Raw genomic sequence first — 25,600 nt, forward strand, 5'->3', positions numbered from 1 at the left:
TAGGCATGGGACGTATTACTCTGGACAAGGTCTCCAAGAGCTTTGGCGACATTGAAGTCATCCCGCCGCTGGACCTGACCATCGATGATGGCGAATTCACGGTCTTCGTTGGCCCTTCGGGCTGCGGCAAATCCACTTTGCTCCGCCTGATCGCTGGACTTGAAGACGTCACGTCGGGACAGATCCGCATCGACAAGCAGGACGCCACCCACGTGCCGCCCGCCAAGCGCGGCCTGGCGATGGTGTTCCAGTCCTACGCGCTCTATCCGCATATGTCGGTGCGCAAGAACATCGCCTTTCCCATGCGGATGGCCAAGGTCCCGGCAGAGGAGCAGAACCAGCGCATCGAGGCCGCAGCCAAAGCGCTGAACCTCACCGACTACCTGGACCGCCGTCCCGGCCAGCTGTCCGGCGGCCAGCGCCAGCGGGTCGCCATCGGCCGCGCCATCGTGCGGGAACCTTCCGCCTTCCTGTTCGACGAGCCGCTGTCGAATCTTGACGCGGCCTTGCGGGTGGGGATGCGGCTGGAAATATCCGAACTGCACGAACGTCTTGAAACCACGATGATCTATGTGACCCACGACCAGGTCGAAGCCATGACCATGGCCGATAAGATCGTGGTGCTTCATGCCGGTGAGATCGAACAGGTCGGCTCGCCACTTGAGCTGTATCACACGCCGCGCAACAAGTTCGTGGCCGGGTTCATCGGCTCCCCCAAGATGAATTTCGTCGAGGGCGCGGAGGCCGCCAAACACGGCGCCCACACCATCGGCGTCCGCCCCGAGCATATCGAGGTGTCCGGCGAGGCCGGCGCCTGGCCGGGTGTGGTCAGTGTTTCGGAACATCTGGGATCAGACACCTTCTTCCACGTTCACGACACCGGTCTGGCAGAGACCATCACCGTGCGAGCAGACGGTGAAGTCGGATTCCGCCACGGCGACCGCATCTTCATGACCCCGCGCGCCGATGTCATCCATAAGTTCGATGCCGCAGGCCTGCGGATCGCATGAAGCGGCTGGCAGGGAAAACGGCACTGATCACCGGCGGCGCCCGGGGGATGGGGCAGGACTTTGCCGGGGCTTGTGTCCGCGAAGGCGCCCGCGTGGCGATCGCCGGCATCGATTACGCGAAGTATGAAGGGAAGGCGCCCGGTCGAAAAATGCAAGAGCTGGCGCAGGCGGTGCCATACGGGCGCATGGGACGGGCGGAGGATCTGACCGGTATGGCTGTCTTTCCGGCGCCGGACGAGGCCAAGCACGTGGCCGCGCAAACCTACATCGTTGATGGCGGACAATGGATGAGCTGATGGAAAACCAGTCGGCAAACCGCATGCCGGTGCAGCTTGGCCTGGCCGCTTTGAAGGATCTGCCCGAAGGCGTTGCAGGTCCCGGGTATGACCGCGCCGCATTGACACCGGGGATTGTTCACATCGGGCTCGGCAACTTTCACCGTGCCCATCAGGCGTGGTATTTGCACCGGCTGATGCAACAGGGGCTGGCACAGGATTGGGCCATCATCGGGGCCGGGGTGCGCCCCTATGATGCCGGAATGCGGCAAAAACTGCTGGCGCAGGATTGCCTGACCGCCCTGATCGAACTGGCCCCCGGCAGCGTCTCTGCTGAGATCACCGGATCGATGATAGATTACCTGCCGATAGAAGACGGAAACGGCCCGCTGATCCGCGCCATGTCGGATCCGGCGATCCGCATCGTTTCACTGACCGTGACCGAAGGCGGCTATTACGTGGCCCCGGAAACCGGCGGGCTGGACGCCGGGCACCCTGATATCCGTCATGACGTTGCGGAGCCCTGCCGCCCGCACACTGTATTCGGGGCCATCGTGGCTGCACTGAAGAACAGGCGCAACGCCGGGGCCGGTCCGTTCACGGTTCAAAGCTGCGACAACCTGCGCGGCAACGGCAGCGCCACCCGGCAAACGGTGGTCTCGCTAGCGCGCCTCACTGACCCGGCGCTGGCGGATTGGATCGACCGGGCCTGCAGTTTCCCGGACTCGATGGTCGACTGCATCGTGCCCGCTACCGGCCCCGGCGAAATCGCCTTGGCCCGCAGGCTGGGCATTGTGGACGCCGCTCCCGTCACCCATGAAATTTACCGTCAATGGGTGATCGAGGATGATTTCTGCGCGGGCCGCCCGGACTGGGACAAGGCCGGGGCGGTGTTCACACCCTCAGTTCATGACTATGAGGTGATGAAAATCCGCATTTTGAATGCGGGCCATCAAGTGCTTGCCAATGCCGGGGAGCTGCTGTCGGTGGAGACCATCGCCGATTGCCTGGCGCATCCGCTGATTGCCGCGCTGTTCCGCAGGGTCCAGCAACAGGAGATCGCCCCCTATGTTGCGGCGGTTCCTGGAATGAAACCGCAACACTATGCCGAACTGATCGAGCGCCGTTTTTCCAACCCCGCCATCCGCGACACGGTCCGGCGGGTTGCCTTTGATGGCTGCTCCCGGCACCCGGAATTTGTTCACCCAATTCTGCGTGATGCGCTGGCGGCAGGCGGCCCGATCGCGGGCCTGAGCCTGGTTGAGGCGCTTTGGGCGCGCATGTGTGCCGGCACGCGCGAGAATGGCACCGGGATCGAGGCCAACGATCCCAATTGGGAGGCGCTGGCTGCGGCTGCCAAGGCCGCAAAGCAGCGTCCGCAAGCCTGGCTGGAACAGCACCACATCTACGGCGACCTGGCCGGCAACCAGTGGTTCGCTGCTGAGTTTTCACGCTGGCTCCAGATGATCTGGTCGGAAGGCAGCGCAGAGGCTTTGAGAAAATATGCCGGGCTGGAACCCGGCAAAAGGAATTGAATCCATGATCCTGTGTTGCGGAGAAGCCCTGATCGACATGATCCCTGCGCCAACCGTGGACGGGCCGGACGGGTTTGTGCCCCACCCCGGCGGGGCGGTGTTCAACACCGCGATTGCGCTGGGGCGGCTCGGGGTGCGTTCCGGTATGCTGACCGGCCTGTCCAGCGACATGTTCGGGCGGCAGCTGGCCGAAACGCTGAAGGCCAGCCATGTCGACACATCGCTGGTGATCCAGTCCGGCCGCCCCACCACGCTGGCCTTCGTCCGCCTCGTGGCCGGCCATGCCGCCTATTGTTTCTTTGACGAGAACTCAGCCGGGCGCATGCTGAAGCCCAGTGACATGCCGAGGCTGCCCGCAGAGGTATCAGCCCTGTTCTTCGGCGGCATCAGCCTAGCCTCGGAGCCCTGCGCCGAGGCCTATTCTGCGCTGCTGGAACGGGAAGGACCGGATCGCGCCGTCATGATTGACCCGAACATCCGGCCCCGGTTCATTCAGGACATCAAACAATACCGCGCCCGGCTGGACCGTATGGTGGCACGGGCGGATATCGTGAAGGCCTCCGACGAGGATCTGAACTGGTTGCTGCCACAACCGCTGTCGCTGGGCGGGAAAGTGTCCATTCTGTTGGAGCGGGGGCCATCCCTGCTGATCCTGACCCGTGGCGGTGAAGGTGCGACCGGTTTCCTGGCAAACGGCGGCGAAGTGCATGTGCCGGCCGTCCGGGCGCAAATTTCCGACACTGTCGGGGCCGGCGACACCTTCAACGCGGGCGTTCTTGCAAAATTGTCCGAGCTTGGCCGACTGACAAAACCGGAGCTGGCCGCCTTGCCGCCGGAAATTCTGCAGCAGGCGATGAAGCATGGTGCGAGAGTGGCAGCGGTGACGGTTTCCCGGGCCGGCGCAAACCCGCCTTGGGCCGGGGAACTGTGAATACGAACTTTCCAGCCCCTTCTGTAGCCGTGAATGTTATCGCCGCCACAAGGGATTCAATCTATGGACCCGCCGCAAGGCAGCGGACTGCGTTAAACGGCCTTGCGGCCCTGTCCCGCGCCGGTCACCGGCCTGTATGGTTGGCGGCGCTTTCGCAAGTGACACAGGCAACTTTCCGAGCTCCCTCTCCGCAATCGAAATTGGCATTCCGTCTACCAACTGGGGCCTCCCTGCATTGAAACCGCCGGCGGGTATTAATCCGCCTGTTGCCGGGAGAAGATCACCGCGTCCTGCTGGCGAACCCAAATCCGCCCGGGGCCGCGCGGCTGCGGTTCGTCCACACTCAACCGGATCGTGACCCCGGCCACATGCACGTCCTGTTCGAAGTGATCGCCCAGATAGCTCTCGGCCCCGAACTCGACCATAACTTCTGATGCGTCCTCGCAGGCCTCATGGCGGATGAGATGCGGGCGCACGGCCAGAAGCTGCTTGCCGGAAACCAGCCCGCCTACTGGCGCCCGGCCCCGGATCGGCTGACCATCGGCCAAAGTCACGGTGCAGGCGCCCGGCTCTGTCACGGCGCTGCCGGTGACCTCCAGCAGGTTGGCGTTGCCGATAAAGCTGGCGGCAAAGGGGTGTTGCGGGTCGCGGTAGATGTCTTTGGGCGGGCCCAGCTGGATCACCTTGCCGCCGCGCATCACCACAATCCGGTCAGACATCGCCAGCGCTTCGTCCTGGTCGTGGGTCACGTAGATCGTAGTGAGCCCCAGTTCGCGCTGAATGTCCTTGAGCCACACCCGCGCCTGCTGGCGCAGCTGCGCATCGAGGTTCGACAGCGGCTCATCCAGCAGCAAAAGCGGCGGGCGGAAGACGATGGCACGCGCCAGTGCGACCCGCTGCTGCTGCCCGCCCGACAGCTCCCCGGGATACCGCTTGGCAAGGCCGCCAAGCTCCACCAGGTCCAGCGCCCCGGCCACACGTTTGTTGCGCTCCGCGGCGGGCACCTTGCGCAGCTTCAATGACATGGCAACGTTGTTTTCAACCGTCATATGCGGCCAGAGCGCATAGCTCTGAAACACCACGCCAAACCCGCGCGCTTCGGGGGGCAAATAGGTGCCAGTACCGGCATCCACCAGCACCCGGCCACCAAAGGTAATGCGCCCCCGCGTGGGCTGGTCCAACCCGGCAATCGAGGCCAGCGTAGTGGATTTGCCACAGCCCGAGGGGCCCAGAAGCGTCAGGAATTCACCCTCAGAAACGGTGAGGTTCAGCGAGTCGATGGCCAGCGCCGCGCCATAGCGGCGTGACACATCGGAGAGAACAAGTTCAGTCATAGATCTTAACCTTGAAGAGGAAGCGGGCGAGGAGCAGCAGCTTGGCGACCAGCACGATCTGGAAGGCGGCAAAGGCCGCAAGCACGCCCACATCGCCATTGGTCCAGAGCGACAGCATCGACACCCCCATGACCTCCAGCCCCGGTGCCATCAGGAAGATGGCGATGATGTAGGATTTCAGGTGGAACACAAAAAGCAGGATGAAACTGCCGAGCAGCGCCGGTTTCAGGAGCGGCAGCAACACAATACGCATCGCATCGCTCCAGTCCGCCCCAACCGTGCGTGCCGCCCGGTCCAGATCCCGCCCGATCTGCACAATGGCGGGCTGGATCACCCCCATCGCCAGCGGCAGGGTCGCCATCACATAGGCCACCACGATGATGCCGATATTCCCCCTGAGCCAGCCCATCGGCGGCAGGATCACGGCGGCATAGAACACGCCCAGACCGGTGATCATGCCGGGCACGATGCGCGGCGAATAGGCCAGCGCCTCCAGCGTGGCGGAGAAGCGAAAGTCGGATCGCTGGATCACCAGCGCCACCGCCACCGCAAGCACGGTGCCCAGCCCCGCCGACAGAAGCGCGATCTCCACCGTGTTCCAGATCGCGCGTATATTGGCCTCATCAGCGAACAGCTTATCAAAGTTGTTGAGCGTCAGCACTTTGGAGACAGGCACCAGCGGCGACAGGAAGGAGGTAAACGCACGCAGGATGATGCCCGCAATCGGCACCACTACTGTCGCCACCAATACCGTCGCGAACAGGATCGCCAGCGGCCAGCGCAGCTTGCCCAGTCCCAGCACCATCGGACGAGAGCCCTTGCCCTTCACGGTCTCGAAGCGGTGGCCATGGCGCAGCAGCATGCGTTGCAGCATCAGGGTCGAGCCCACCAGGGTCATCAGCAACAGAGAGGAAGCCGCAACCAGCCCGTGATTGGGGTTGGAGGCCGCGACGCCCTCGGCATAGAGGAAGGTCGAGAGGGTATCGATCCGGGCCGGACGCGCCAGAAACAGAGGGATAGACAGGGTCTCAACAGCGATCACAAGATTGAGCGCCGTTGAGGTGATGATCGAGGGGATCATCAGCGGCAGCGTCACCTTGCGCAGCACCTGCAGCGGCCCAGCGCCCGTGGTGCGTGCCGCGCTTTCCAGCGTCGAATCCACCGAACGTACCGCCCCATAGAGACAATAGAGATAGGCCAGCGGTGCCTGACTGATCCCGGCCACCACCGACATACCCGCGATGGAATAGAGGTTCCACGGGGCCTCGCCGGTGCTTTGCGCGATCATCTGGGTGACAAAACCCGAGGGGCCGTAAATGATCACCCAGCCCAGCGCAAAGATCAGATGCGACAGATAAAGCGGCCACATCAGTACATCGCCCATGACCTTGCGCCCCGGCATGTCAGTGCGCCCGATCAGCAGGGCGGCAGCGATGCCCAGCACCTCGGCGATGATGACGCTGAACAGTGCAAACAGCCCGGTGGTCAGCGCAATGCGGCCAATGCGTTCCGACTGGAAGATTTGCGCGATATTGCCAAAGGTGAACTGCCAGTCATCCGCATAAAGCGGGCGATCAACGACCACCTGCAACAGAATGGGCAACGCGGGCGCCAGCATCAGCGACGCCGTGACCAGAAAAATCAGCCACTGGATAAGCCGCGCCCGGTCAAACGGCGGCGAGGTTGCCGTGCCGTGGTGGGGGGCGGTCCTGGATAGGAATGCCATCGGGAAGGGGGCCTTTCAAACGGGGCCGGTTGCGCAGGCGCACACCAGCCCCCGGAGATATTACATATTGAACGCTTCGCCCCAGCGGGCGTTAAACTCTTTGAAGCCTGCGATCATGCCAGGGTCATAGTCGATCAGGATGAGGTTCTCTTCACCGCCAATAGCCTCGATCACGTCATCCAGTGCGTACGCATCCGCGGCCTCTGGCGTGACGCCCGGGCGGTAAGCGGTAAGGCTGCCTGCGCTGACGGCCTGCTGGCCCGGCTCGGAAAGAACGAAATCCAGAAACACCCGTGCAGCCGCCGCATTCGGTGCACTCTGGGTGATACCCATGCCACGCAGAAACACCGGGGTGCCGTCAGAGGGGAAGGTCCAGCCCAGAACAGCCTCCAGCCCGTCTTTCATCTTGCCAAAGACCACCGGCCCCGAGACAAAGAACGAAGACGACAGCTCGCCCGTCAGCGTGCGCTCGATCATGCCACCTGCCCCGCCGCCCGGACGGGTCAGCGGCCCGGCAGAGGCAAACCAGTTCCATGCAGCGTCGCCATGATGCTGGGTGAAGGCATAGCCGATGGAGCCACCAAAGGCATAACGCCCGTCATAGGTGCCCACCTTGCCCTTGAAGAGCGAAGGATGCGCGGTGATATTGGCGAAATACGCCTCCATCGAGCTGGCTTGCAGCTCCTCGGGCACGGTGATCTTGTTGTAGATCGTCACCATCGGATCGGCAGAAAACGTAAAAAGGCCAGGTTTGGGATAGGACCATTCCGGCAGGTTCGCCCGCTCGGGCGAGGCGTAGTCGGCGATTATGCCATCCTCAACAGCACGGATCCAATCGGGGATAGAATTGGCGATGATAAGGTCCGCACTTTCAACCCCGGTGCCCACCTCCGCCTCATAGCGCGAGAAAGCCTCCGACGGACCCATCTCGATCGATTCCACGGTGATATTGGGATAGGCTTCGCCAAAGGCCTCCACTACGGGACCGAGGTTGGTGTTGGAAAGATTGGTGTAGATCAGCAAAGAGCCCTCAGTCCCGGCTGCGCTGATCAGTTCTGCATAGCCAGCCGGGTAACCCTCGGGAATGGCCTGCGCCTGCGCTACGCCTGCGGCTAACAGGGCTGCCGTTCCGGTGATCCAGAAACCTGTCATCTGTGTCTCCTGTCGGATGTTGAAAGAGTGCTTGCTTCTTTTTTGGTCAACCAGTCGCGCAGGATCGCTGCGGCGGCCTCAATGCAGGGGGCAAGCTTATGCCCCACACCGGGAAGTTCTGCGTAAGTGACGGGCGCGCCGTGGGCGCTGAGGCTCCGGTGCAGAGCGCGGGCCTTGTCGATGCGGGTTTCCCCGGCCAAGCCTGCGTCCCTCGCGCCGAATTTCGTCCCAACCGCGCGCGAGACCATGCCTGCGGCGCGATCTTGGGCCCCGACAAGAATTGCTGTACGCAATGTCATCAGCGCTTCGAAACCAGGTTCGGCGCCCACCGCTTGGGCAGCCCCCCGGAGGCCCGGCCACCAATCCACATCCTCGCGCAGGAGCGTCACCCCACCGGGGGCTGCAAGGATCAACCCATCCAGCTGCGCCGCTCGAAACAGCGCATAACGCTGCGCAAACTGCGCCCCGCCCGAAAAGCCGAACAGCCAGATCTGGCGCGGCGCGGCGCCCAACCGCGTCAGCGCCTCCGCAAGGATAAGGTCCATCAGCGTCAGGTAGTCCGCACCACCCGCGGTCAGGAATTTGTAATCATCGCCGGTGTTTTCCCCGTCAATCTCGGCTGGAAACAGCGGTGCAAGGACAGATACCTGCCCCTCAAGCCCCAGCCCCGCCATCAGGCAACGAATATTGCGGTCACTGCCATGCGCTGCGATCAGCAAGGGCGCACCCGGTGTGACTGCGCGCTGCAAGGCATAGCGCCACGGGGCATCCGTCAATTGATAGACCGGCAGGCCCGCCAATGGGTCAGGTTTGGCGTGACACGCCTCAGAGCGGCTCGTTGTCATGCGGGACCTCTTGGATGGGAAACTACACTGCACCTGCGCGCATGCCGCAGGTGGCTGGCGGAGGTGTCGCGGGGCACTGCGGGCAGGCCCATTTTACACCTCATGGGTCACCTCGCCGATCTCGCGGGTCTGTGCAAGCACCGGCAGTCGGCGGCGGGTTTCGGTGACCTGTGCCGGGTCGATATCGGCCAAAATCACGCCGGGTTCATCACCTGCTGCGGCCAGCACCTCTCCCATGGGCGAGATGATCCGCGATTGACCATGGGTGCGCAGCCCGTCACGGGTGCCAGATTGCGCAGCTGCCACCACATAAGATCCGGTCTCGATCGCGCGCGCTTTCAACAGCGGCTCCCAATGCAAGGGGCCGGTGATTGGCGAGAACGACGCCGGGATCATCAGCACCGAAGCGCCCGCGCTGGCCAGCGCCCGGAAGAGATAGGAAAACCGCAGATCATAGCAGATCGACAGGCCCAGCTTCAGCCCGTCCGCCTCGCAGGTGATGGCACCGCGCTGCCCCGGTGCCACCGCGCGGCTCTCGATGAAATCGCCCGCCCCGCCCAGCGCAACGTCGAATGTGTGCAGCTTGTCATAGCGCGCCGTGATCGCCCCTGCGGGCGAAATCATATGGCCGCGATTCCAGATGCGGCTGCCCTCTTCAGCGCGCAGCAACAACGATCCGGTGTGGAGCCAGACACCCAGCTCCTGCGCCAGCGTCTGACAGAGCGCAAGCGTGCTGTCCTCAGCTTCTGGGAGGCAGCGCGCGGGATACGCCATCTGGTCGCGCAGCAGGATATTGGCGGCCTCCGGCAGGCTGATCACGCGCGCGCCCTGCCCTGCGGCCTCGCGCACAAGTGCCTCAATCGCGGCATTGTTCGCGGCGACATCCGCTGTCGAGCACATCTGAACTGCGGCAAAACGGGTCATTTTGTGCTCCGATCCAAGAAAGAAGACACCACCTGCATACAGAGCTCATGCTCCTCCACATGCGGCATGTGGCTGGATTGGCCGAGGATCAGCCATTGCGCGCCAGGAATGCGGGTGGAATAAGCTTCGGCGGCGCGCGGCGTGGCCTCGTCAAAGCGTCCGGTTAGAACCAGCGTCGGCACATCAATGAGATGCAGCCGGTCCTCGATGGTCCAATCCTTCAGCGAACCGATGACGTGGAATTCCGTCGGGCCATTCATGGTACGATAGACGGTGGGATCAGCGGCCACCGCATCAAAGGTTGCCACCACCTCTGGCGGCCAAGGATCAAGACGGCAGACATGGTTGCGATAGAACACATCGCTGGCGGCCACATAGTCGGGATGGTCGAAATCGCCCGCCTCTTCATGCTTGAGCAAGGTCTCATGCACACCGCCCGGCAGCGCACGGCGCAGGCGCAGCGCCTCTTCGGCCCAAGTGGGAAAGGAACTGGGTGAATTTGCGATCACCAGCGCTTTCAGCCCCACAGGACGGCGCACCGCATGTTCCGCCGCCAGCATGCCGCCCCAGCTTTGCCCCAGCAGGCAATAGCCATCGGCTATGCCCAGATGCGCCAGCAATGTGTCGAGTTCGTCGAGGAACAGATCTACGGTCCAGAACTCAGCCGGGGCCTCCGGCAGATGGGTTGAGCGCCCGTTGCCCAGCTGGTCGTAGTGGATCACCGCGCGGCCTGTGGCGGCGATGGTCTTATAGGCATCGACATAATCATGCGTGCAGCCCGGACCGCCATGCGCCACCACCAGCGGCAGTGCTGCACTGTCCAGATCACCAGTCACCCGGTACCAGGTCTGGTGCTCACCAAAGGCGCAATAGCCCTCATGGGCCTTCGGGGTATCGTACATGGCGCGGCTCCTTGAATTGGCCCCGGCGCTGAGGGGCGGTGCGATATTCAGGTAAAACTGCCGCAGCCTGCCACCCGCCAACAAGCTGCAAGATATTGCAGGATGCCGCCCGTCCCGCCGCGCGTTCCCCTCGCGCAAAACCAGAGAAGCACCATGAAACCCCTGCGCCAAAACTTTCTGAGCGGAAGCCGCCTGCCCGGCGCCTTTTAGTTCCTTGCCACCCCCGACGTCGATAAGGTGATGGCGCAGACGGGCTCTCCCCTGCTGATCGTCGACCGCGAACATGCGGCCGCCGGGGTGGGCGCTGCCCTGCATGAGCTGCACGCCATTCGCACCACTTCGGACGCCTTTGAGATTGCCTGGGCCCGTGATGGCTCCGCCGGGGCGATCAGGCAGCTTCTGGATGCCGGGTTTGACGGCATCATGGTGGCCGATGTGCAATCGGGTGCGGAGGCCCGCGCCATTGCCAGGGCCGTGCGTTATGGACCTGTGGGTTGTCGCGGGCCGCAGTTCACCGTCTCGCGTGCTGCCCGCTAGGGGGCCGACAGCTATCAGCCGCGCAGGGCCAGCGACTCGCTGCTTGTCGCCGTCATGATCGAAAGCCGCGCAGGGTTGGAGGCCATCCCCGAAATCGCAGCGGTGGAGGGCATCGACCTGCTGTTCCTCGGCCCGCTGAACCTGACCAGCCCCTATGGCATATCCGGTGATCTCGCCTCGCCCGAATTGGCGCAAGCTCTGCGTGACGCCGCCGCGCGTGCGGTTCAGTCGATCCAGCCCTGACGGGTGGCGATCGCAACCGCATGGCTGCGATTGCGCGCCCCGAGTTTGGACGCCGCAGCCTGCAGATGTTTGACCACCATGCTCTCGGATCGATCCAGTTCATGCGCGATCTGTTTCGCGGACAGTCCCGCTGCTGTGTGGCTCAGGCATTCGGCCTCGCGCAGGGTGAGCGGCCCGCGCGCCAGCCGCAGTTCTGATGAGATCCGATCCTGCAGCTGAAACGCCTGCAGCGCAAAGCGCGCGAGCATATCCATATCTGCACGCCCCTCGACAAAGGCGGACAGCGTCGCAAATCCCCGCCCCGGCAGATGCAGTGGCACGGTCATCCCCCGCCCCAGCATCCAGTCCAGCAGCCGCTCACGCACCTCGCGCACCCCGCCAAGGCCCAAATCCTCACGAATGACCGAGCACTCCTCGGCGTGATAGCTCCAGACGAAGGGGTTCAGAATCTGCGAGGCACGCCGCTGCACCGGATCAGCGCGATAGAGCAACCGGCCACACCAATCGTCCACCAGCAACGCCCCTGCACCGCGCGCCTCGACAATTTCGGGCAGCGCAAAACGGGCCGGGTCATGGGAAAAGGGTACCGGGGAATAGTCATAGACCAATCCCTGTACATGCGGGCCAAGGTCTGCATAGACCTCATCCACCAGATCCGCGACGGCGCCCATCCCGCTCAGCCCGCCTGCGCTGTCAGCCGCGCGACCATTTCGCTCGCACCAGATAGATCGCCAATCCGCTCGCCGCGCGCGACGCCCGCGATGGTCGTGTCGGTGAGCGCTTGCAGCGTCTCAGCCTGCGCCAGAACCTCGGGCAATTCCACCGCGTGGATCGACACCACGCCGAGCCCATCGGCAAGGATCGCATCCCCCGCGAGCACCGGCACACCACCAGCGCAGACCGGACGGTTCAACGCCCCGCCCTGCCCCGTCAGCCGCGTGGTCTGCGCCGAGGCCCCGCGACTAAAGATGGGCAAGCCCAGCGCCGCCAACTCGGCCGTGTCGGTATGGCAGCCATCGATCACCACCGCAGCCGCGCCGGAATTGCGGATCGCCATGGCGACCCCACCACCCAGACAGGCCGCCTTGTGCTCACCGCAGCGGTCGATGACCAGAACATCCCCCTGCCGCAGCAGCCCTGCCGCATGGTGCAACAAGGTCGAGTCAAACCCCGGCAGTGTCAGCGTCACTGCCGTCCCCACCACGCGCGGCGTGGCAGCAACCGGACGGATCGCCGGGTCCAGCATGCCGCGATAGAGGAAATGCCCCAGCAGCACCGTCTCAAAGGCCTGAAGGCGCGCAAGGCTCTGTTTTGCAATCGCCTGCGGCATAGGGTCGAGGATATAAGCCATCTCAGCTCCAGTTCGTTTTCTTTATCAAATACAAGCTGGCATGGCTGGTTCCACTTGAATTGATGGATCAAGCCGATAGAATTTTTCTATCGCCTGGGAGGCAACATGCAGATTCACAGCCTTCGGACCTTTTATTGGGTCACCCGCCTCAACAGCTTTCGCAGAACCGCCGAAGCGCTCAATATTTCCCAACCCACGGTGTCGTCGCGCATCCGGGGGCTGGAACAGGAGCTGGGAGTGACACTGCTGAGCCGCGACCAGAATCTCGCGCTCACCGAACAAGGCGAAGAGCTGTTGGAATATGCCCGCACCGTCCTGCGCCTGACCGACGATCTGTCGTTTCAGCGCAGCGCAGATGCCAGCGCCAGCCGCCTGCGCCTGGGCGCAAACGGTCCCGTCGCCGCCACATGGCTGATGCCACTGGTGGAACGGATAGAACGCAAGTTCCCCAATCTGCGCGTCGAGATCGAAGTCAACCAAAGCGCGACCCTGCTACGCCACATGTGCTCCGGCCAGCTCGACATCGCCTTCGCCTCAAGCGAGAACCAGAGCTCGGATTTGCGCAGTGCCAAACTGGGGAGTTTCGAGATGGTCTGGACTGCGGCACCAGGTCTCTGTGTTGGGAGGTTGAGCGACGATGACCTCGGCCGGTCGCCTATTATCGGGTACAATTGGGACTCTCCCATGCACAGCTCCACCCACAAACCCGCCTTCGGCCTTGGCAGGCATCGCCGCTTTACCCAGAGTGACAGTCTGTTCATGATGATCCGCATGGCGGTTGAAGGCGCGGGGCTGGCACTGGTTCCAAAGGCAGCCGTGCGCCGTGAGCTGGACAGCCGTCAACTCGTCATCGTGGACCTGGACACGAGGCCGGAATCGCTCTCGGTTTCCATCCTCCGTCAACGCACCAGTGCCAGCACGCTTGTGAAAACCACCGTTAGATACGCCCACGAAGCGATGGCGGAATACAGCGCCCCGACCGAGCAATGAAGGCGCTGTGATCACCTGCAAGATCTTGCAGGTTCAACGAAGCAGATCCTCATGCCATGCTTCCTGGCAGAAAATGGGAGAGGAAAATCATGACAAAGACATTGCAGCAATCCTGCACTCATCGGTCTGATCACCGACCTTTCGTCGCCGCCAATCGGCGGGCCTGCGCCTAACACACAACGCTTTATCGCGTCTGCGACAACGACGCGGCGTCTGATCCAGGACATTTGCCATCCTGCTGTCCGGCCGCCGTCAGGCAACACGGGGTCAGCATTCCTGCGGCGTGACCGACGCACCGGACACGGCGGACGTTTGCGCACCGAAAACGCCCACGCCCACCACCATTTCGCGCCTGGCCAGCCCAGCCCTGTCTTTTCCACCAACAAGGACATGACCATGATCAAGAAAATAGAAGCATTTCTTTTCTCTGCGATGATCCTCACAATGGCCGCCTCCGCACAGGCCGAAACAACCTGGCGCATGGCGACAAAGATGCCGGCGGACAGTCCCGAAGGGCAGGTCTTCGGGAAATTTGCAGAGTTGACGGAAGAATATACCGATGGCGCGTTGAAAATCGCCATCTACCCAAATGAGCAGCTCGGCAAGGAAAACGCCGTACTGGAACAGCTTCAGGCAAACATCATTCAAGTCTACGCCGAAAGTTACGGCTATATGAAGAAATGGGAACCGGCTTTGGACTGGACGTCCCCTTCCTTCGTGTTCGACGACTATGACCACTGGGTCCGCTTTATGGGGACTGATCTTGTGCAGGGCTGGTTCGACAATGCCGCCGAACAGGCCGGTGTCCGTATGCTGGGGGATCCGACGCGCATTTTGCGTGGGCCTTTCCTGGTGACCGTATCAAACGTGCCGATCGAAACCGCGGCAACCTACCAGGGCCTGAAGCTTCGGATGCACGAGAGCACCCGCGCCATCGACGCCTGGACCGCCCTCGGCGCTGAGGTCATCACTTTGCCCTGGACCGAAGTGTATCAGTCAATTTCCAAGGGCATCGTGCAGGCCGTCAACTCACCGATAGCCCTGGTTGAAGCGATGCGTTTCAACGAAGTGGCACCACATGTCACCCGCATTGATGAATTCTGGCAGTCCATCGGCTTCATGGTCAACGCACAGGCGCTTGAGGCGCTGGACGACGCCACCCGCACTGGGCTGCTAAAGGCCTATGAGGAAGCTGGTGCGTTCTCCCAGACCGCGATGTTCCAAGTGGCCGAAGACAGCATCACCCGCATGAAAGAACAAGGCGTGACCTACTCAGTGCTCGACACCACACCGTTGATCGAAACCATGGCGGACTACTACCGGGAACAGGACGCCGCAGGAAAACTGCCCGCAGGTCTGCTGGATGCAATTGCAGAAACCCGTACCAGCGCCCAATGAGACAGGTTATACAATCTTCTGAGAGCCCCCAGCAGCAGGTTCTCAAACGTCTCGACCGGCTGAACTGGTCCTTGGGAGGGGCCTTTCTCTGGCTGTCTAACCTCTGTCTTCTGGCGATGCTTGGCCTGACCGCCGCCACCATCATGCTGCGACCTATGGGGCTCGCTCCCTATTGGATGTGGCCTTGGACAATGGTCTTTTTCATCTGGCTCAGTTTCTTTGGCTTTTTTGCGCTCTATGCCCGCCTCAAGGACGTTCGCATAACCTTCCTGGCGCAACACATGGGCCGCAAAGGCATGGCCGTGACACGCATCATTTCCGATTTCGCGGCGCTCTTTCTGGTCGGTATGCTCCTGATGCAGCTGCCCGCCGTGCTGGCCACCTCCACCGGTGTCTATGATGGGGCCATCTTGCCTTCGGGGCACGAATTACCCCGCCTGGCCCTGTCGATCCCATTGTTCTTGTCCGCTGCACTGATTGCGGTCACCTCAGCGGTCGATCTTGCCAAAATGGGGCTTGGCCTGCCTGAGAACACCGCTTCCCCCCATCTGGAGACCTGAAAATGGCGTGGATTCTCTTTGGATCTTTCATTGCTCTGATCTTGCTCCGTGTCCCGATCTCAATTTCAATCGGCACGGCGACGCTTCTGACCTTCCTCTTCTCCGATTTCTCCAGCGCCCTGCAAATCATCCCTCAACAAATGCTGGAAGGCGTAAACAAAGCATCGTTGACTGCGGTGCCCTTCTTCATCATGGCCGGAAACCTGATGAATGCGACCGGCGTCACCGAGCGGATCTTCAACTTTGCAAATGCGCTCGTGGGACATCTGAAGGCAGGGCTCGCACAGGTGAATATTTTGTCTTCCATGATCTTCGCCGGCATCTCGGGAGCAGCAGTGGCCGATTGCGCAGGATTGGGCGCAATTGAGATCAAGGCGATGCGCGAACGGGGGTACAAACCGGATTTCGCCGCTGCGATCACGGTTGCTTCTTCGGTTGTCGGGCCGTTGATTCCGCCTTCCATCGGCCTTGTCCTCTATGCCTTTCTCGCACAGCAATCCATCGAACGGATGTTTCTGGCCGGGTTGATACCAGGCCTGCTCGTGGGGGTGTCGCTGATGCTGTATGTCCGCCTTCGCGCGGAAACGCAGGCGTTTCCGACCCAGCCCGCGGCCTCTGTGCAGGAAGTCATCGCCACCGCAAAACACGGTGTTCTGGCGCTGGTTGCCCCGGCAATCATCCTTGGGTCGATCATGTTTGGCCTGGTCACCGCAACCGAAGCCGGTGTGCTGGCCTGCCTCTACTGCGCGGCGATTGGTTTGTGGTACCGCGAACTGACCTGGCAAAAATTCTTTGACGCACTGTCAGATACGGCGATGATGACTGCTGTCATCATGATCATCATCTCTTTTTCCATCGCGATGGGCTGGCTTCTGGCCATTGACCAGACACCGCAAAAGCTGGCCAGCGCGGTCTTTTCGCTGACCCAGAACAAGCACATTTTCCTGGCGCTCTTGCTGCTGTTTGTGATCGTCATCGGCTGCGTGGTTGAAGGCGTGCCAGCCATGCTGATCCTCGTGCCGACCCTTTTGCCGCTGATTGATGCCTTTGGCATTGATCGTGTGCATTTCGGCATCATCATCCAGCTTGGACTGTTGATTGGCATTGCAACGCCACCAATGGGGATTGGTCTGTACATCGTCTCCGAGGTAGGCCGTGTCCGCTTCGAACAGGTCACGCTGGCGATTTTGCCCATGCTGCTGCCGCTCATTGCGGTTCTGCTGCTGCTGACCTATGTGCCGCAGACCGTCACTTTTCTGCCTGACCTCGTGCTTGGCTCACAATGAGTTCAGAAACTGCGCCGGTTAAGTGTTCAGTCCCGGCGTCTGGTGGATCGGATTTATGATGAAACGATCTGGCTCGGCTGTCCAGATTTTGCAGCAGTGTTCACAAGGCGTGAGGCCGCTGAGGCTTTTGAGCCTGCGGGCAAAGTTGTAAGCTGCGGTAAAGTTGCCGGTAAGCGGCGCCTGATCTCACCCAGTGCGGGACAGAGCCGCCTTTTGCTCTTGCCGCTATTGCTGACGCAGAAAACTCCCGCGCCCGCAATGCGAGACTTTCGGCAGCGCGGCGAACTTCCCGTTTGCAGTCATTCGAATTTGCGGAAAGACGCGAGAGTGCAGGCGGAAAATCGGCTTCTAGCAGTTCCGGATTCGCACTGTTGCCTGTATGGACACTGTCCCCTTAGTTCGTGCAACTATTGCGGATCGCCGGTTTGGAACCGCATTGCGGCATTGAGGGACCATCAATTGAGGAAATACCAGCTGCCAGCGCTGTCACAGCTTCACACATTTGAAGCTGTTTCCCGGCGGATGAGTTTCACTGCCGCCGCTGACGAGCTCTGCCTGACGCAAAGCGCCGTGAGCCGGCAGATCAAGTCTCTTGAGGAGGATTTGCGCCGGCCGCTTTTCCGGCGGCAGCACCGTGCAATCGAGTTGACACCCGACGGGCAGCTGCTGTTTGAGGCAGTGACGCGCGGGCTGGATGAGATCGCTCTATGTGTAAACAGCCTGCGGACAGAAGGAGAGACACCACAGATCACTGTCGCAGCATCGGTGGCCTTCTCTTACTACTGGCTGATGCCGCGGCTGGAGCGCTTTGCCGAACGCTGCCCCGACGTGGACCTGCGGGTTCTGGCGACAGACCAGAAGGTGGATCTAAGCAACGGCGACGCGGATATCGCGGTGCTTTACGGCGATGGAAACTGGGAGGGTGTCGAGGTCCGGCGGCTGTTCGGCGAGCGCGTTTATCCCGTGTGCAGTCCCGGCTATCTGCACAGCCATCCGGAGCTGCGCCGCCCCAGCGATCTGCTGGATCAGACACTTTTGCATCTGGACGGCGGCGGCACGATCTGGGGCGCGGTTGACTGGCAGGTATGGCTGGCGCAGCAAGGCGTCACCGGGCAACCGGTGCGGCGGGGCATCCGCCTGAACAGTTATCCGATGGTTCTGCAAGGGGCCGAGGCCGGGCGGGGTGTTGCCCTAGGTTGGAGCTATATCACGGACGAAATGCTGAAAAGCGGACAACTGGTCTGCCCATTGGGTTTACCGTTGGAGACCCGGAACAGCTATTACATCGGCGCATTGCAAGACAAGATGGCGCAGCCGGAGATTACCGACTTCCTGCAATGGATGTTAGAAGAATGCGACCCTGGAGAAGACTTCGCATGATCTGTGGGAATGCCTTGCATTCAATATGATCGTTTGTGCGGGCCGCCGATTCGCAGCTTACTGGACCTCAGAAAACGCCACGAGGTCGCTCATGCCCGCAACCGCTATTCGAAAACCGAACCGCCGAGGCCGTACCAAGCCCGCAGCCGCCCCGGCGGCATCCCCGATCAGCCCGGGAATGACTGGCGGGCGGTACCAGCCCCTCTGCCAGTCAGAGATGGAGCGTATTCATGAGCTGGTGCTGCGGCTTCTGGCGGATCTTGGTCTCAGCCAGGTCACCCCCAGCCTTGAGGCGCGCGCTGTCGCGGCGGGCTGCTGGGTGGATGAGACCGGCCGCCTGCGTTTTCCGCGCGCACTCGTCGAAGATGTGATCGCCCGCACAAGGCGCAAGTTCACCCTGCACGGCATCGACCCGGCGCATGACATCGAAGTCGGCGGCAAGCGCGTGCATGCGGGCACCGGTGGCGCGGCGCCAACGATTATGGATTTCCACAGCGGCAAGTACCGCGAAAGCAGCGTCGCCGATCTCTATGATATCGCGCGGTTGGTGGACCGGATGGACAATATCCACTGGTATCATCGCTCGGTCGTGGCGCGGGATACGAAAACGATCCTCGATCTGGATATCAACACCACCTATGCCTGCCTTTCGGGCACCGCCAAATCCATCGCCGTCAGCTACACCGATAGCGCCAGTATCCGCGCAGTGATGCCGATGCTGGACGCGGTGGCGGGCGGCGAGGGCAAGTTCCGCGAGCGCCCCTTCTGCACTGCTGTCTGTTGCCACGTGGTGCCGCCGATGCGCTTTGCGACCGAAAGCTGCGACGCGCTGGAGGCGGCGGTGGAGGCGGGAATGCCGATCCTGCTCGTGGCGGCAGGCCAGGCCGGGGCGACCGCACCTGCCGCCTTGGCCGGGGCCGTGGCGCAGGCCTGCGCCGAGGTTCTGGCCGGATTGGTTCTGTGCAACATCATCGACCCGAACTGCCGGGGCATCTTTGCCACCTGGCCCTTCGTCAGCGACCTTCGCACCGGCGCGATGTCGGGCGGGTCGGGCGAGCAGGCGCTGCTGTCTGCCGCCTGCGCGCAGATGGCCGGTTTCTACGACCTGCCGAATTCGGTCCCTGCGGGCATGACCGACAGCAAGCTGCCGGATATGCAGGCAGGCGGAGAGAAGGGTTACACAATTTCGCTCGCGGCCCATGCCGGGGCATCGATGATACACGAATGCGCGGGCATGCATGGCAGCCTGATGGGCACAAGTTTTGAGAGCTACGTGCTGGACAATGATCTGATCGGCGCCATCCTGCGCACGGTCAAGGGCGTCGATGTTAGCGAGGACGCGCTAAGTTTCGACGTGATCCGCGACGTTGTGCTGGGCGAAGGCCATTACCTTGGCCACCCGCAGACCTTCAATCGGATGAAGACTGACTACCTTTATCCGGAGATCGCAAACCGGCGCAGCATTAGCGAGTGGGAGGAGGCCGGCGCCCGCGACGCCCGCGAGGTGGCGCGGGACAAGGTGCAAAAGATCCTGGCGGAACATTACCCCCGTCACATTTCTGAGCAACTGGACCGCCAGCTGCGCGACAACTTCAATATCATTCTGCCCCAGGACCGGATGTTCGGCGGCAACGGCGTTTGGTGAGCCAAGCAGGAAAGGAACAGTGATGCAGTCTCATGCAAAGGTGGTGATCGTCGGTGGCGGCATGATGGGGGTGGGCCTCGCCTATCACCTGGCCGAAGAGGGCTGGAAAGACGTGGTGCTGGTCGAGAAGGGTGAGTTGACCTCCGGCTCGACCTGGCACGCGGCAGGCCAGTGCCCAAGCTTCATCGGCAATTACAACATGGCCAAGATCCACCACTACTCCAACACGCTCTACCCGCGTCTGGAGGAGATCACCGGCCAGCCCGCCGGCTGGCATGGCTGCGGCGGTATCCGGCTGGCCACCACGCAGGAAGAGGTGGATTGGTTCAACTATGTCGCCGGGTTTTCGGCCAATGTCGGGTTCCACATGGAAGTCATTGACCCCGACCAGATCAAGGAGCTGAACCCCTGGCTGGAGACCGGCGGCATTCTGGCCGGGGCCTGGACCAATATGGACGGCCATGTGGATCCGTCGAGCGCCTGCAACGCCATGGCTGCAGGGGTGCGGCAGATGGGGGGCACGATCATCCGCCGCAACCGGGTGATGGATATCAAACAGTTTCAGTCGGGTGAATGGGAAGTGGTGACCGAACAAGGCAACATCACCTGTGAACATGTGGTCAATGCCGGGGGCTGCTACGCCCGTGAGGTCGGGCTGTGGGTCGGGCTGGATACGCCGATCACCAATATGGAGCACCATTACCTGGTCACCGAAGCGCTGGACGAGTTCAAGACCTGGGAAGGCGAATTGCCGGTGATGCGCGACCCGGCCACCGCCGGATATTACCGTCAGGAGCAGAAATCGGGCCTCGTCGGCATCTACGAACACTTTGGAGCCAAGGAGGCCTGGGATCATCGCGGCGGCTTCCCGGAATGGGGCAGCGAAAACGAACTGTTCGAAGGCGATATCGACCGGATCGCGCCATGGCTGGAACAGGCCTTCGAGCGCATGCCGATCTTTGCCGAGGCCGGGATCAAGCGCATCATCAACGGCGCAATTCCGCACACGCCTGATGGCAATCCGCTGGCCGGGCCCGCGCCTGGGCTGCGCAATTTCTGGCAATGTTGCGGCTCGTCCATCGGCATCGCGCAAGGCGCGGGCGTCGGCAAGTACCTGGCGCAATGGATGGTCCACGGCGATAGCGAGATCAACATGGCCTGCGTCGATCCGCGCCGCTTCGGCGGCTTCGCCGATCAGGCCTATACCCGCGCCAAGAGTTTTGAGGACTATCACGAGATGTTCGTGACCCCCCTGCCGGGGCGTGAAGCCGCCGCTGGGCGCGATGTGCGCGCGACACCGCTCTATGAGCCGCTCAAGGCCAAGGGCGCGGTCTATTCTCAGGTCTTCGGCTGGGAACGTCCAAAGTATTTCGCGCCCGAGGGCTTTGTCGAAGACCTGCAATTCCGGCGCAACAATACCTTCGGCATCGTGGCCGAGGAATGCCGTGCGGTCCGCGAGCGCGTGGGCATCTGCGATCTGTCAAGTTTTGCCAAGTTCGACGTGACCGGGCCGGGAGCAGAAGCGCTTTTGGACCAGTTGACCGCCAATAAGCTGCCGAAGAAACAGGGCGGTATCACCCTGACCCATGTCCTGTCCGGCAATGGCCGGATCGTCGGTGAATGGACGATTACCCGTCTGGCCGATGACCGCTTCTATGTGCTGACTGGCGCAGGGGCCGAATTGCAAGCGCTCGACCATCTCAGCGTTGCAGGAAACGGCGTGACTGTGACCAATGTGACCGATGAGTTTGGCATCCTGGTTGTGGCCGGCCCCAAGGCGCGCGACGTGTTGCAGCCCCTGACCAAGACGGACCTTTCCACGCCCTCCTTCCGTTGGCTGTCAGGGCAGGAGATTACCATTGCGGGCGTCGCCCTGCGCGCCCTGCGCGTGAACTATGTGGGCGAGCTGGGCTGGGAATTGCACGCCCCGATGACCCAGCTGGCGGAACTCTACTCTGCCATCTGGGAGGCCGGCGAACCCCACGGCATTTCCGATTTCGGCGTCCATACGGTGAACAGTCTGCGCATGGAGAAAGCCTATCACGGCATGAACACGGAACTGACCAACGAAATCACCCTGATCGAGGCCGACAGCTCCCGCTTCTACGCCCCGGACAAAGGCGACTTTCAGGGGCGCGCGGCGACTGAATCGCTCCGCCAGAAGGGCATCGCCACCAAATTGGTCTATGGCGCGGCCGCGGCAACCGATTGCGACATCTACGGCGGCGAGCCGGTGATGCAAGGAGACAGGGTGGTGGGTGTCTGCACGTCGGGCGGCTACGGTCATGCCACAGGCAAGAGTCTCGGCTTTGCCTATGTCGATCCCGAGGTTGCCGACAAGCTGGAGGTGGTTATCCTGGGCGAGCGCAAGGCCTTTACCTTGCTGGACGCCCCGGTTTGGGACCCCACCAATGAACGCCAGAAGGCATGAGCCGACGCCGTTCCCGGAAAAGGAGCATGAGGTGAAATAACTGCGCGCTGTCCCGTTCTGCCTGTTTGGGAGTGATCTGGGGCAGCGCCTTTATCAATATGAAATGCGCGGCGGCGCTGATCTCGCCGCTTCTACTCCTATATTAATGAACCGGGCTTAAGCGCCACAAAGTTACTCACGGCTGCTTAGGTTCGGACTTCCGCTGTTGGTTGTGATTTCAACATCCGGCAAGAAGGGCTCGAGCACTAGGCCCAGGACCCATTGATTTCCCACTGTCAGCGTGATTCACGGTTCAAAAACGAGCGGTGAATATGTCTGATCTGTTCTGGCTGAGCGATGCGCAACCCATTGCGTTTGGAGCCTTTCTTTCCCAAACCTCATGGCAAGCCGCGTGTCGATGACCGCCACGTGTTGAGCGGGATTATATTCTTCAATCGCAATGGGTTGCGATGGCGCGACGCTCCTGCTGAATACGGTCCCCACAAGACGTTGTATAATCGGTGGAAGCGGTGGAGCGACAAGGGCATCTTCGCGCAGTTGATGGCCGGAATGGCTGCCGGGCATGGCGAAGAGAAGACCGTGATGATCGACGCGACCTACCTCAAGGCCCGCCGGACAGCGACCAGCATGGGCGTGAAAAAGGGGGGCGCGGCTGCCTGATCGGCCGGAGTTTGAAGGATCAGGATTTGATTCGGGGGATCAAATGCCTCGAAAACGAGCGGCATGAACACGAAGCTGCACGCGATCTGCGACAGCCAGGGCCGACCACTCAGCTTGTTCGTCACTGCCGGGCAGGTCAGCGACAGCATCGGGGGGCGGGCGTTGTTGAGCAGCCTGCCGGATGCCGGCTGGCTGCCCGGAGGCCGTGGTTCTGACGCGCTGGCTGGGCGATCTGGACGGCAGTAGTGCCGCGATAGGCCTAGAAGCTGGGCCACTGTTGCAATGGCTGCACCGGGGGCTGACCGAAGCTGGCCTTGATGCTGTGCTGATGGAAACGTGCCAGGTGAAAGGAGCGCTGAACGCCATGCCGATCCGGCGCGCTTCTCCTCTTCGAAGAGAGTTGGTCCAGGGGCCGGTCTGACGCCTGCGCGCAATCAATCCGGCGAAAGTGATATATCAGGCGGCACCACCATGGCGGGGGATGCCAATCTCAGGCGGCGCTGTGCCAGGCCGCAACGGTCATAAGGAACCGGGCAGATCGACATGGCTGAGAACATGGGGAGCCCAGCTCGCACAGCGCCGTGGACGCAAGTGCGCGATGGTTGACTTGGCTCGCCGTATTGCGGTGATACTCCATCGGATCCGGGCCGATGGCGCAGTATTCCTGCTTAAAACCGCTTGACTGGTACGTCCCCGTTAACGGACTCCTGACCCTAGGAAACGCACTCCCACTACGAGATGGGTATGATCTCGCAGGCAAGCCCCACCCCTGAAAGGTGGGACCGGGACACTGTTAACACTGAGCGGCAAGTTTGGGCTGGCTAGAACCGACCACAGTCGCTGGTGCTGGCTTCGCAGTTCTGTGCCGTCGCAAAACGGCAGTGAGACCATGTTGCCTGATGCTGCGAGGAGCAGGCCTCTGTGGGTGGCTCCTGCATTGCAAGCGTTTTCTGGTGATATTCGCGGTTTATTTGTCAGTACTGTCGTCTGTCCGGCCTCACATGATGATGTCTCCGTCAATGGTATTATTTCTTCATCGGCGCTCGAGGTGAGCTCTCTTTCGGCAGACCCTTGTCTGCAAACCTCACATCCGGCGGGACCAGCATCCCAACCACTGTCCCGCATTCGGGACCGGAGAACTCCAAAAGAACGGCACCACTCTGTGAAAACGGCATCTATTGTGCCACGCCGGACAACGGCGACGTTCCCTCGGTCACCAAGCCGCCATGCCGTCGCAAAGCAGCCTGATCTCATTAGCTGTCAGGCGGCGGGTCCCAAGGTCGCTCCGTGTGGGACCACTCCATCAGTGGCGAACCGCCAAAGGGCAATCAGCAGCTTTCGGGCAAGCGCAACGATCATCACCTTACGCACACGCCGGCCGGTCTGGCCTGTTCGCTCCCGGAACCAGGTAACCTGCGCGGCACCGGGCTGGTAGCGTAGCCAGAGCCACGCCAGTTCGACCATCGTCGTTCTAAGCCGCCTGTTTCCGGCTTTCCCGATCCCTTGCTCACGCTCTACTCCACCGCTGTTGTAGGGCGTCGCCGTAAGACCAGCATACGATCCCAACGCCTTGCCATTGGCGAAGTGGCGCACGAAAGCCTCGCGAACCAGCACGGTGGCGCTCTGCACCCCGATACCGCGTAACCGGCAAAGCTGCTGGATCATTTTTCCGGCCTCATCCGCAGCGGGTTCCTTAACCACGGCATCACGCTCCCGTTCCAGCTGAGCGATCTGGGTGAGCACGAGCTCGAGCCTGCTCAATAGCCGGTCAATCTTTGCAAATGCGTTCGGCGGCAGCGGCTCACCGAGCCCGGTGCGCAAATCCATCAATCGATGCCGGCGACTCTGGAGGAGCGGATTGTAACCCTCGACGCCTAATGTCGCCAGTACGGCGCCGATCCGGTTGGTCAGGCTGATCCGCTCGGAGATCAACTCCGTTCGCTCGCGGATGCATCGCCGTGCATCCTCGTCGGCTTCGTCCGGGATTGGCACCATGGAACAGACCCGCGGTTCTCCGCAAAGCCACGCCATCAGAGTGCGGAGAAGCAACTCGGCATCTATACCATCGGATTTGGCGCGGCGCATGCGGCGATCAACTGGAACACTCGAAGGCTGGACAACGTGGACCTCCACGCCCTTCGCGATCAACCATCGCGCCAGCCAGAATCCGGACCATCCAGCTTCATAAATCGCGATCACACGATCGACTCGAGAGCCAGCGGCGGCGGCACGGGTCCGATACCCATCGATTGCCGTTTCAAGGGCCAGCTTATCAGGTGCGATCATAGTTCTGGTCTTAGATTGCGGCAGACCAGGCACTTGTGCCGCCAGGACCCAAGACTTGCTGCTCAACTCGATCGCAAGGACAAGCGTGCGGTCGTATTGAACAGATTTCGGCGTATTGAGTGAGTACGACATGACCAGTTCTCCTATCATTGGCATGGCGCAGCCTATCCGCTCTGCGCCACTAATCATGGGATCTGTT

At 61.8% G+C, this 25,600-nt stretch carries 19 protein-coding genes and 5 pseudogenes; 14 read left to right on the forward strand and 10 right to left on the reverse strand.

Features of this window, described 5'->3' with window-relative positions:
* Positions 1–5 precede the first annotated feature (5 nt).
* The 4 genes and pseudogenes from AC0KW6_RS15025 to AC0KW6_RS15040 all read left to right on the forward strand — a co-directional run bounded on the left by AC0KW6_RS15025 (position 6) and on the right by AC0KW6_RS15040 (position 3,751).
* Positions 6–1,010, forward strand: a complete 1,005-nt coding sequence (locus AC0KW6_RS15025; protein ID WP_474035305.1) for an ABC transporter ATP-binding protein — start codon at positions 6–8, stop codon at positions 1,008–1,010.
* 104 nt (positions 1,011–1,114) lie between these two features.
* Positions 1,115–1,306: pseudogene (locus AC0KW6_RS15030) on the forward strand (L-iditol 2-dehydrogenase); the annotation flags it as partial.
* 23 nt (positions 1,307–1,329) lie between these two features.
* A complete protein-coding gene (locus AC0KW6_RS15035; RefSeq protein ID WP_474035318.1) occupies positions 1,330–2,820 on the forward strand; it encodes a mannitol dehydrogenase family protein in 1,491 nt (496 codons plus the stop codon).
* Between the two features lie 4 nt (positions 2,821–2,824).
* Positions 2,825–3,751: a carbohydrate kinase family protein gene (locus AC0KW6_RS15040; RefSeq protein ID WP_323776947.1), complete on the forward strand. Its 927-nt coding sequence runs from the start codon at positions 2,825–2,827 to the stop codon at positions 3,749–3,751.
* Positions 3,752–4,005: 254 nt separating this feature from the next.
* On the opposite strand, the gene AC0KW6_RS15045 is transcribed toward AC0KW6_RS15040, so the two are convergent.
* The 6 genes from AC0KW6_RS15045 to AC0KW6_RS15070 form a co-directional block, all read right to left on the reverse strand.
* Positions 4,006–5,085, reverse strand: coding sequence for an ABC transporter ATP-binding protein (locus AC0KW6_RS15045; protein WP_474035306.1), 1,080 nt, complete (start codon positions 5,083–5,085; stop codon positions 4,006–4,008).
* Complete coding sequence (locus tag AC0KW6_RS15050; RefSeq protein WP_474035307.1) at positions 5,078–6,811, reverse strand: ABC transporter permease; 1,734 nt, start codon at positions 6,809–6,811, stop codon at positions 5,078–5,080. The genes AC0KW6_RS15045 and AC0KW6_RS15050 overlap by 8 nt, the downstream gene beginning before the upstream one ends.
* A gap of 60 nt (positions 6,812–6,871) precedes the next feature.
* Positions 6,872–7,963: an ABC transporter substrate-binding protein gene (locus tag AC0KW6_RS15055; RefSeq protein WP_474035308.1), complete on the reverse strand. Its 1,092-nt coding sequence runs from the start codon at positions 7,961–7,963 to the stop codon at positions 6,872–6,874.
* Positions 7,960–8,808, reverse strand: a complete 849-nt coding sequence (locus AC0KW6_RS15060) for an alpha/beta hydrolase (protein ID WP_474035309.1) — start codon at positions 8,806–8,808, stop codon at positions 7,960–7,962. The genes AC0KW6_RS15055 and AC0KW6_RS15060 overlap by 4 nt, the downstream gene beginning before the upstream one ends.
* A 93-nt stretch (positions 8,809–8,901) precedes the next feature.
* Positions 8,902–9,732, reverse strand: a complete 831-nt coding sequence (locus tag AC0KW6_RS15065; protein WP_474035310.1) for a carbon-nitrogen hydrolase family protein — start codon at positions 9,730–9,732, stop codon at positions 8,902–8,904.
* The gene (locus AC0KW6_RS15070; protein ID WP_474035311.1) at positions 9,729–10,634 is read right to left on the reverse strand and encodes a proline iminopeptidase-family hydrolase; all 906 of its coding nucleotides are present in this window, start codon (positions 10,632–10,634) and stop codon (positions 9,729–9,731) included. Before AC0KW6_RS15070 ends, AC0KW6_RS15065 begins: the two co-directional genes overlap by 4 nt.
* A 231-nt stretch (positions 10,635–10,865) precedes the next feature.
* Between AC0KW6_RS15070 and AC0KW6_RS15075 the strand changes: the two are divergent.
* Positions 10,866–11,414: pseudogene (locus AC0KW6_RS15075) on the forward strand (aldolase/citrate lyase family protein); the annotation flags it as partial.
* Here the strand turns inward: AC0KW6_RS15075 and AC0KW6_RS15080 are convergent.
* Both AC0KW6_RS15080 and AC0KW6_RS15085 read right to left on the reverse strand, forming a co-directional pair.
* Positions 11,396–12,085 carry a helix-turn-helix transcriptional regulator gene (locus AC0KW6_RS15080; RefSeq protein ID WP_323776933.1) on the reverse strand — a complete coding sequence of 230 codons (690 nt, stop codon included), beginning with the start codon at positions 12,083–12,085 and terminating at the stop codon, positions 11,396–11,398. The pseudogene AC0KW6_RS15075 and the gene AC0KW6_RS15080 overlap by 19 nt on opposite strands.
* A gap of 5 nt (positions 12,086–12,090) precedes the next feature.
* Positions 12,091–12,765, reverse strand: a complete 675-nt coding sequence (locus AC0KW6_RS15085) for an RraA family protein (RefSeq protein ID WP_323776931.1) — start codon at positions 12,763–12,765, stop codon at positions 12,091–12,093.
* 105 nt (positions 12,766–12,870) lie between these two features.
* On the opposite strand from AC0KW6_RS15085, the gene AC0KW6_RS15090 reads away from it, so the two are divergent.
* From AC0KW6_RS15090 to AC0KW6_RS15105, 4 genes are all read left to right on the forward strand, one after another.
* Positions 12,871–13,755, forward strand: a complete 885-nt coding sequence (locus AC0KW6_RS15090) for a LysR family transcriptional regulator (RefSeq protein ID WP_323776929.1) — start codon at positions 12,871–12,873, stop codon at positions 13,753–13,755.
* Between the two features lie 390 nt (positions 13,756–14,145).
* Complete coding sequence (locus AC0KW6_RS15095) at positions 14,146–15,153, forward strand: TRAP transporter substrate-binding protein (protein WP_474035312.1); 1,008 nt, start codon at positions 14,146–14,148, stop codon at positions 15,151–15,153.
* Positions 15,150–15,713, forward strand: a complete 564-nt coding sequence (locus AC0KW6_RS15100; RefSeq protein ID WP_474035313.1) for a TRAP transporter small permease — start codon at positions 15,150–15,152, stop codon at positions 15,711–15,713. The genes AC0KW6_RS15095 and AC0KW6_RS15100 overlap by 4 nt, the downstream gene beginning before the upstream one ends.
* 2 nt (positions 15,714–15,715) lie before the next feature.
* A complete protein-coding gene (locus AC0KW6_RS15105) occupies positions 15,716–16,999 on the forward strand; it encodes a TRAP transporter large permease (RefSeq protein WP_323776921.1) in 1,284 nt (427 codons plus the stop codon).
* A gap of 18 nt (positions 17,000–17,017) precedes the next feature.
* On the opposite strand, the pseudogene AC0KW6_RS15110 reads toward AC0KW6_RS15105, so the two are convergent.
* Positions 17,018–17,164, reverse strand: a pseudogene (locus AC0KW6_RS15110) (IS481 family transposase); the annotation flags it as partial.
* Between the two features lie 93 nt (positions 17,165–17,257).
* Here AC0KW6_RS15110 and AC0KW6_RS15115 point away from each other — a divergent pair.
* The 5 genes and pseudogenes from AC0KW6_RS15115 to AC0KW6_RS15135 all read left to right on the forward strand — a co-directional run.
* The gene (locus AC0KW6_RS15115) at positions 17,258–18,379 is read left to right on the forward strand and encodes a LysR substrate-binding domain-containing protein (RefSeq protein ID WP_474035319.1); all 1,122 of its coding nucleotides are present in this window, start codon (positions 17,258–17,260) and stop codon (positions 18,377–18,379) included.
* Between the two features lie 91 nt (positions 18,380–18,470).
* Entirely contained in the window at positions 18,471–20,024 is a 1,554-nt protein-coding gene (locus tag AC0KW6_RS15120) for a trimethylamine methyltransferase family protein (RefSeq protein ID WP_416361489.1), read from the forward strand.
* 22 nt (positions 20,025–20,046) lie between these two features.
* Positions 20,047–22,455 (forward strand): FAD-dependent oxidoreductase, encoded by a 2,409-nt coding sequence (locus AC0KW6_RS15125; protein WP_474035314.1) that lies wholly within the window; start codon positions 20,047–20,049, stop codon positions 22,453–22,455.
* 311 nt (positions 22,456–22,766) lie between these two features.
* Positions 22,767–23,334: pseudogene (locus AC0KW6_RS15130) on the forward strand (IS5 family transposase); the annotation flags it as partial.
* Positions 23,315–23,797: pseudogene (locus AC0KW6_RS15135) on the forward strand (transposase); the annotation flags it as partial. The pseudogenes AC0KW6_RS15130 and AC0KW6_RS15135, both read left to right, overlap by 20 nt.
* 578 nt (positions 23,798–24,375) lie before the next feature.
* Here the strand turns inward: AC0KW6_RS15135 and AC0KW6_RS15140 are convergent.
* Positions 24,376–25,533: an IS110 family RNA-guided transposase gene (locus AC0KW6_RS15140; protein WP_474035269.1), complete on the reverse strand. Its 1,158-nt coding sequence runs from the start codon at positions 25,531–25,533 to the stop codon at positions 24,376–24,378.
* Positions 25,534–25,600 lie beyond the last annotated feature (67 nt).

This window comes from Leisingera sp. SA215, from assembly GCF_055902035.1.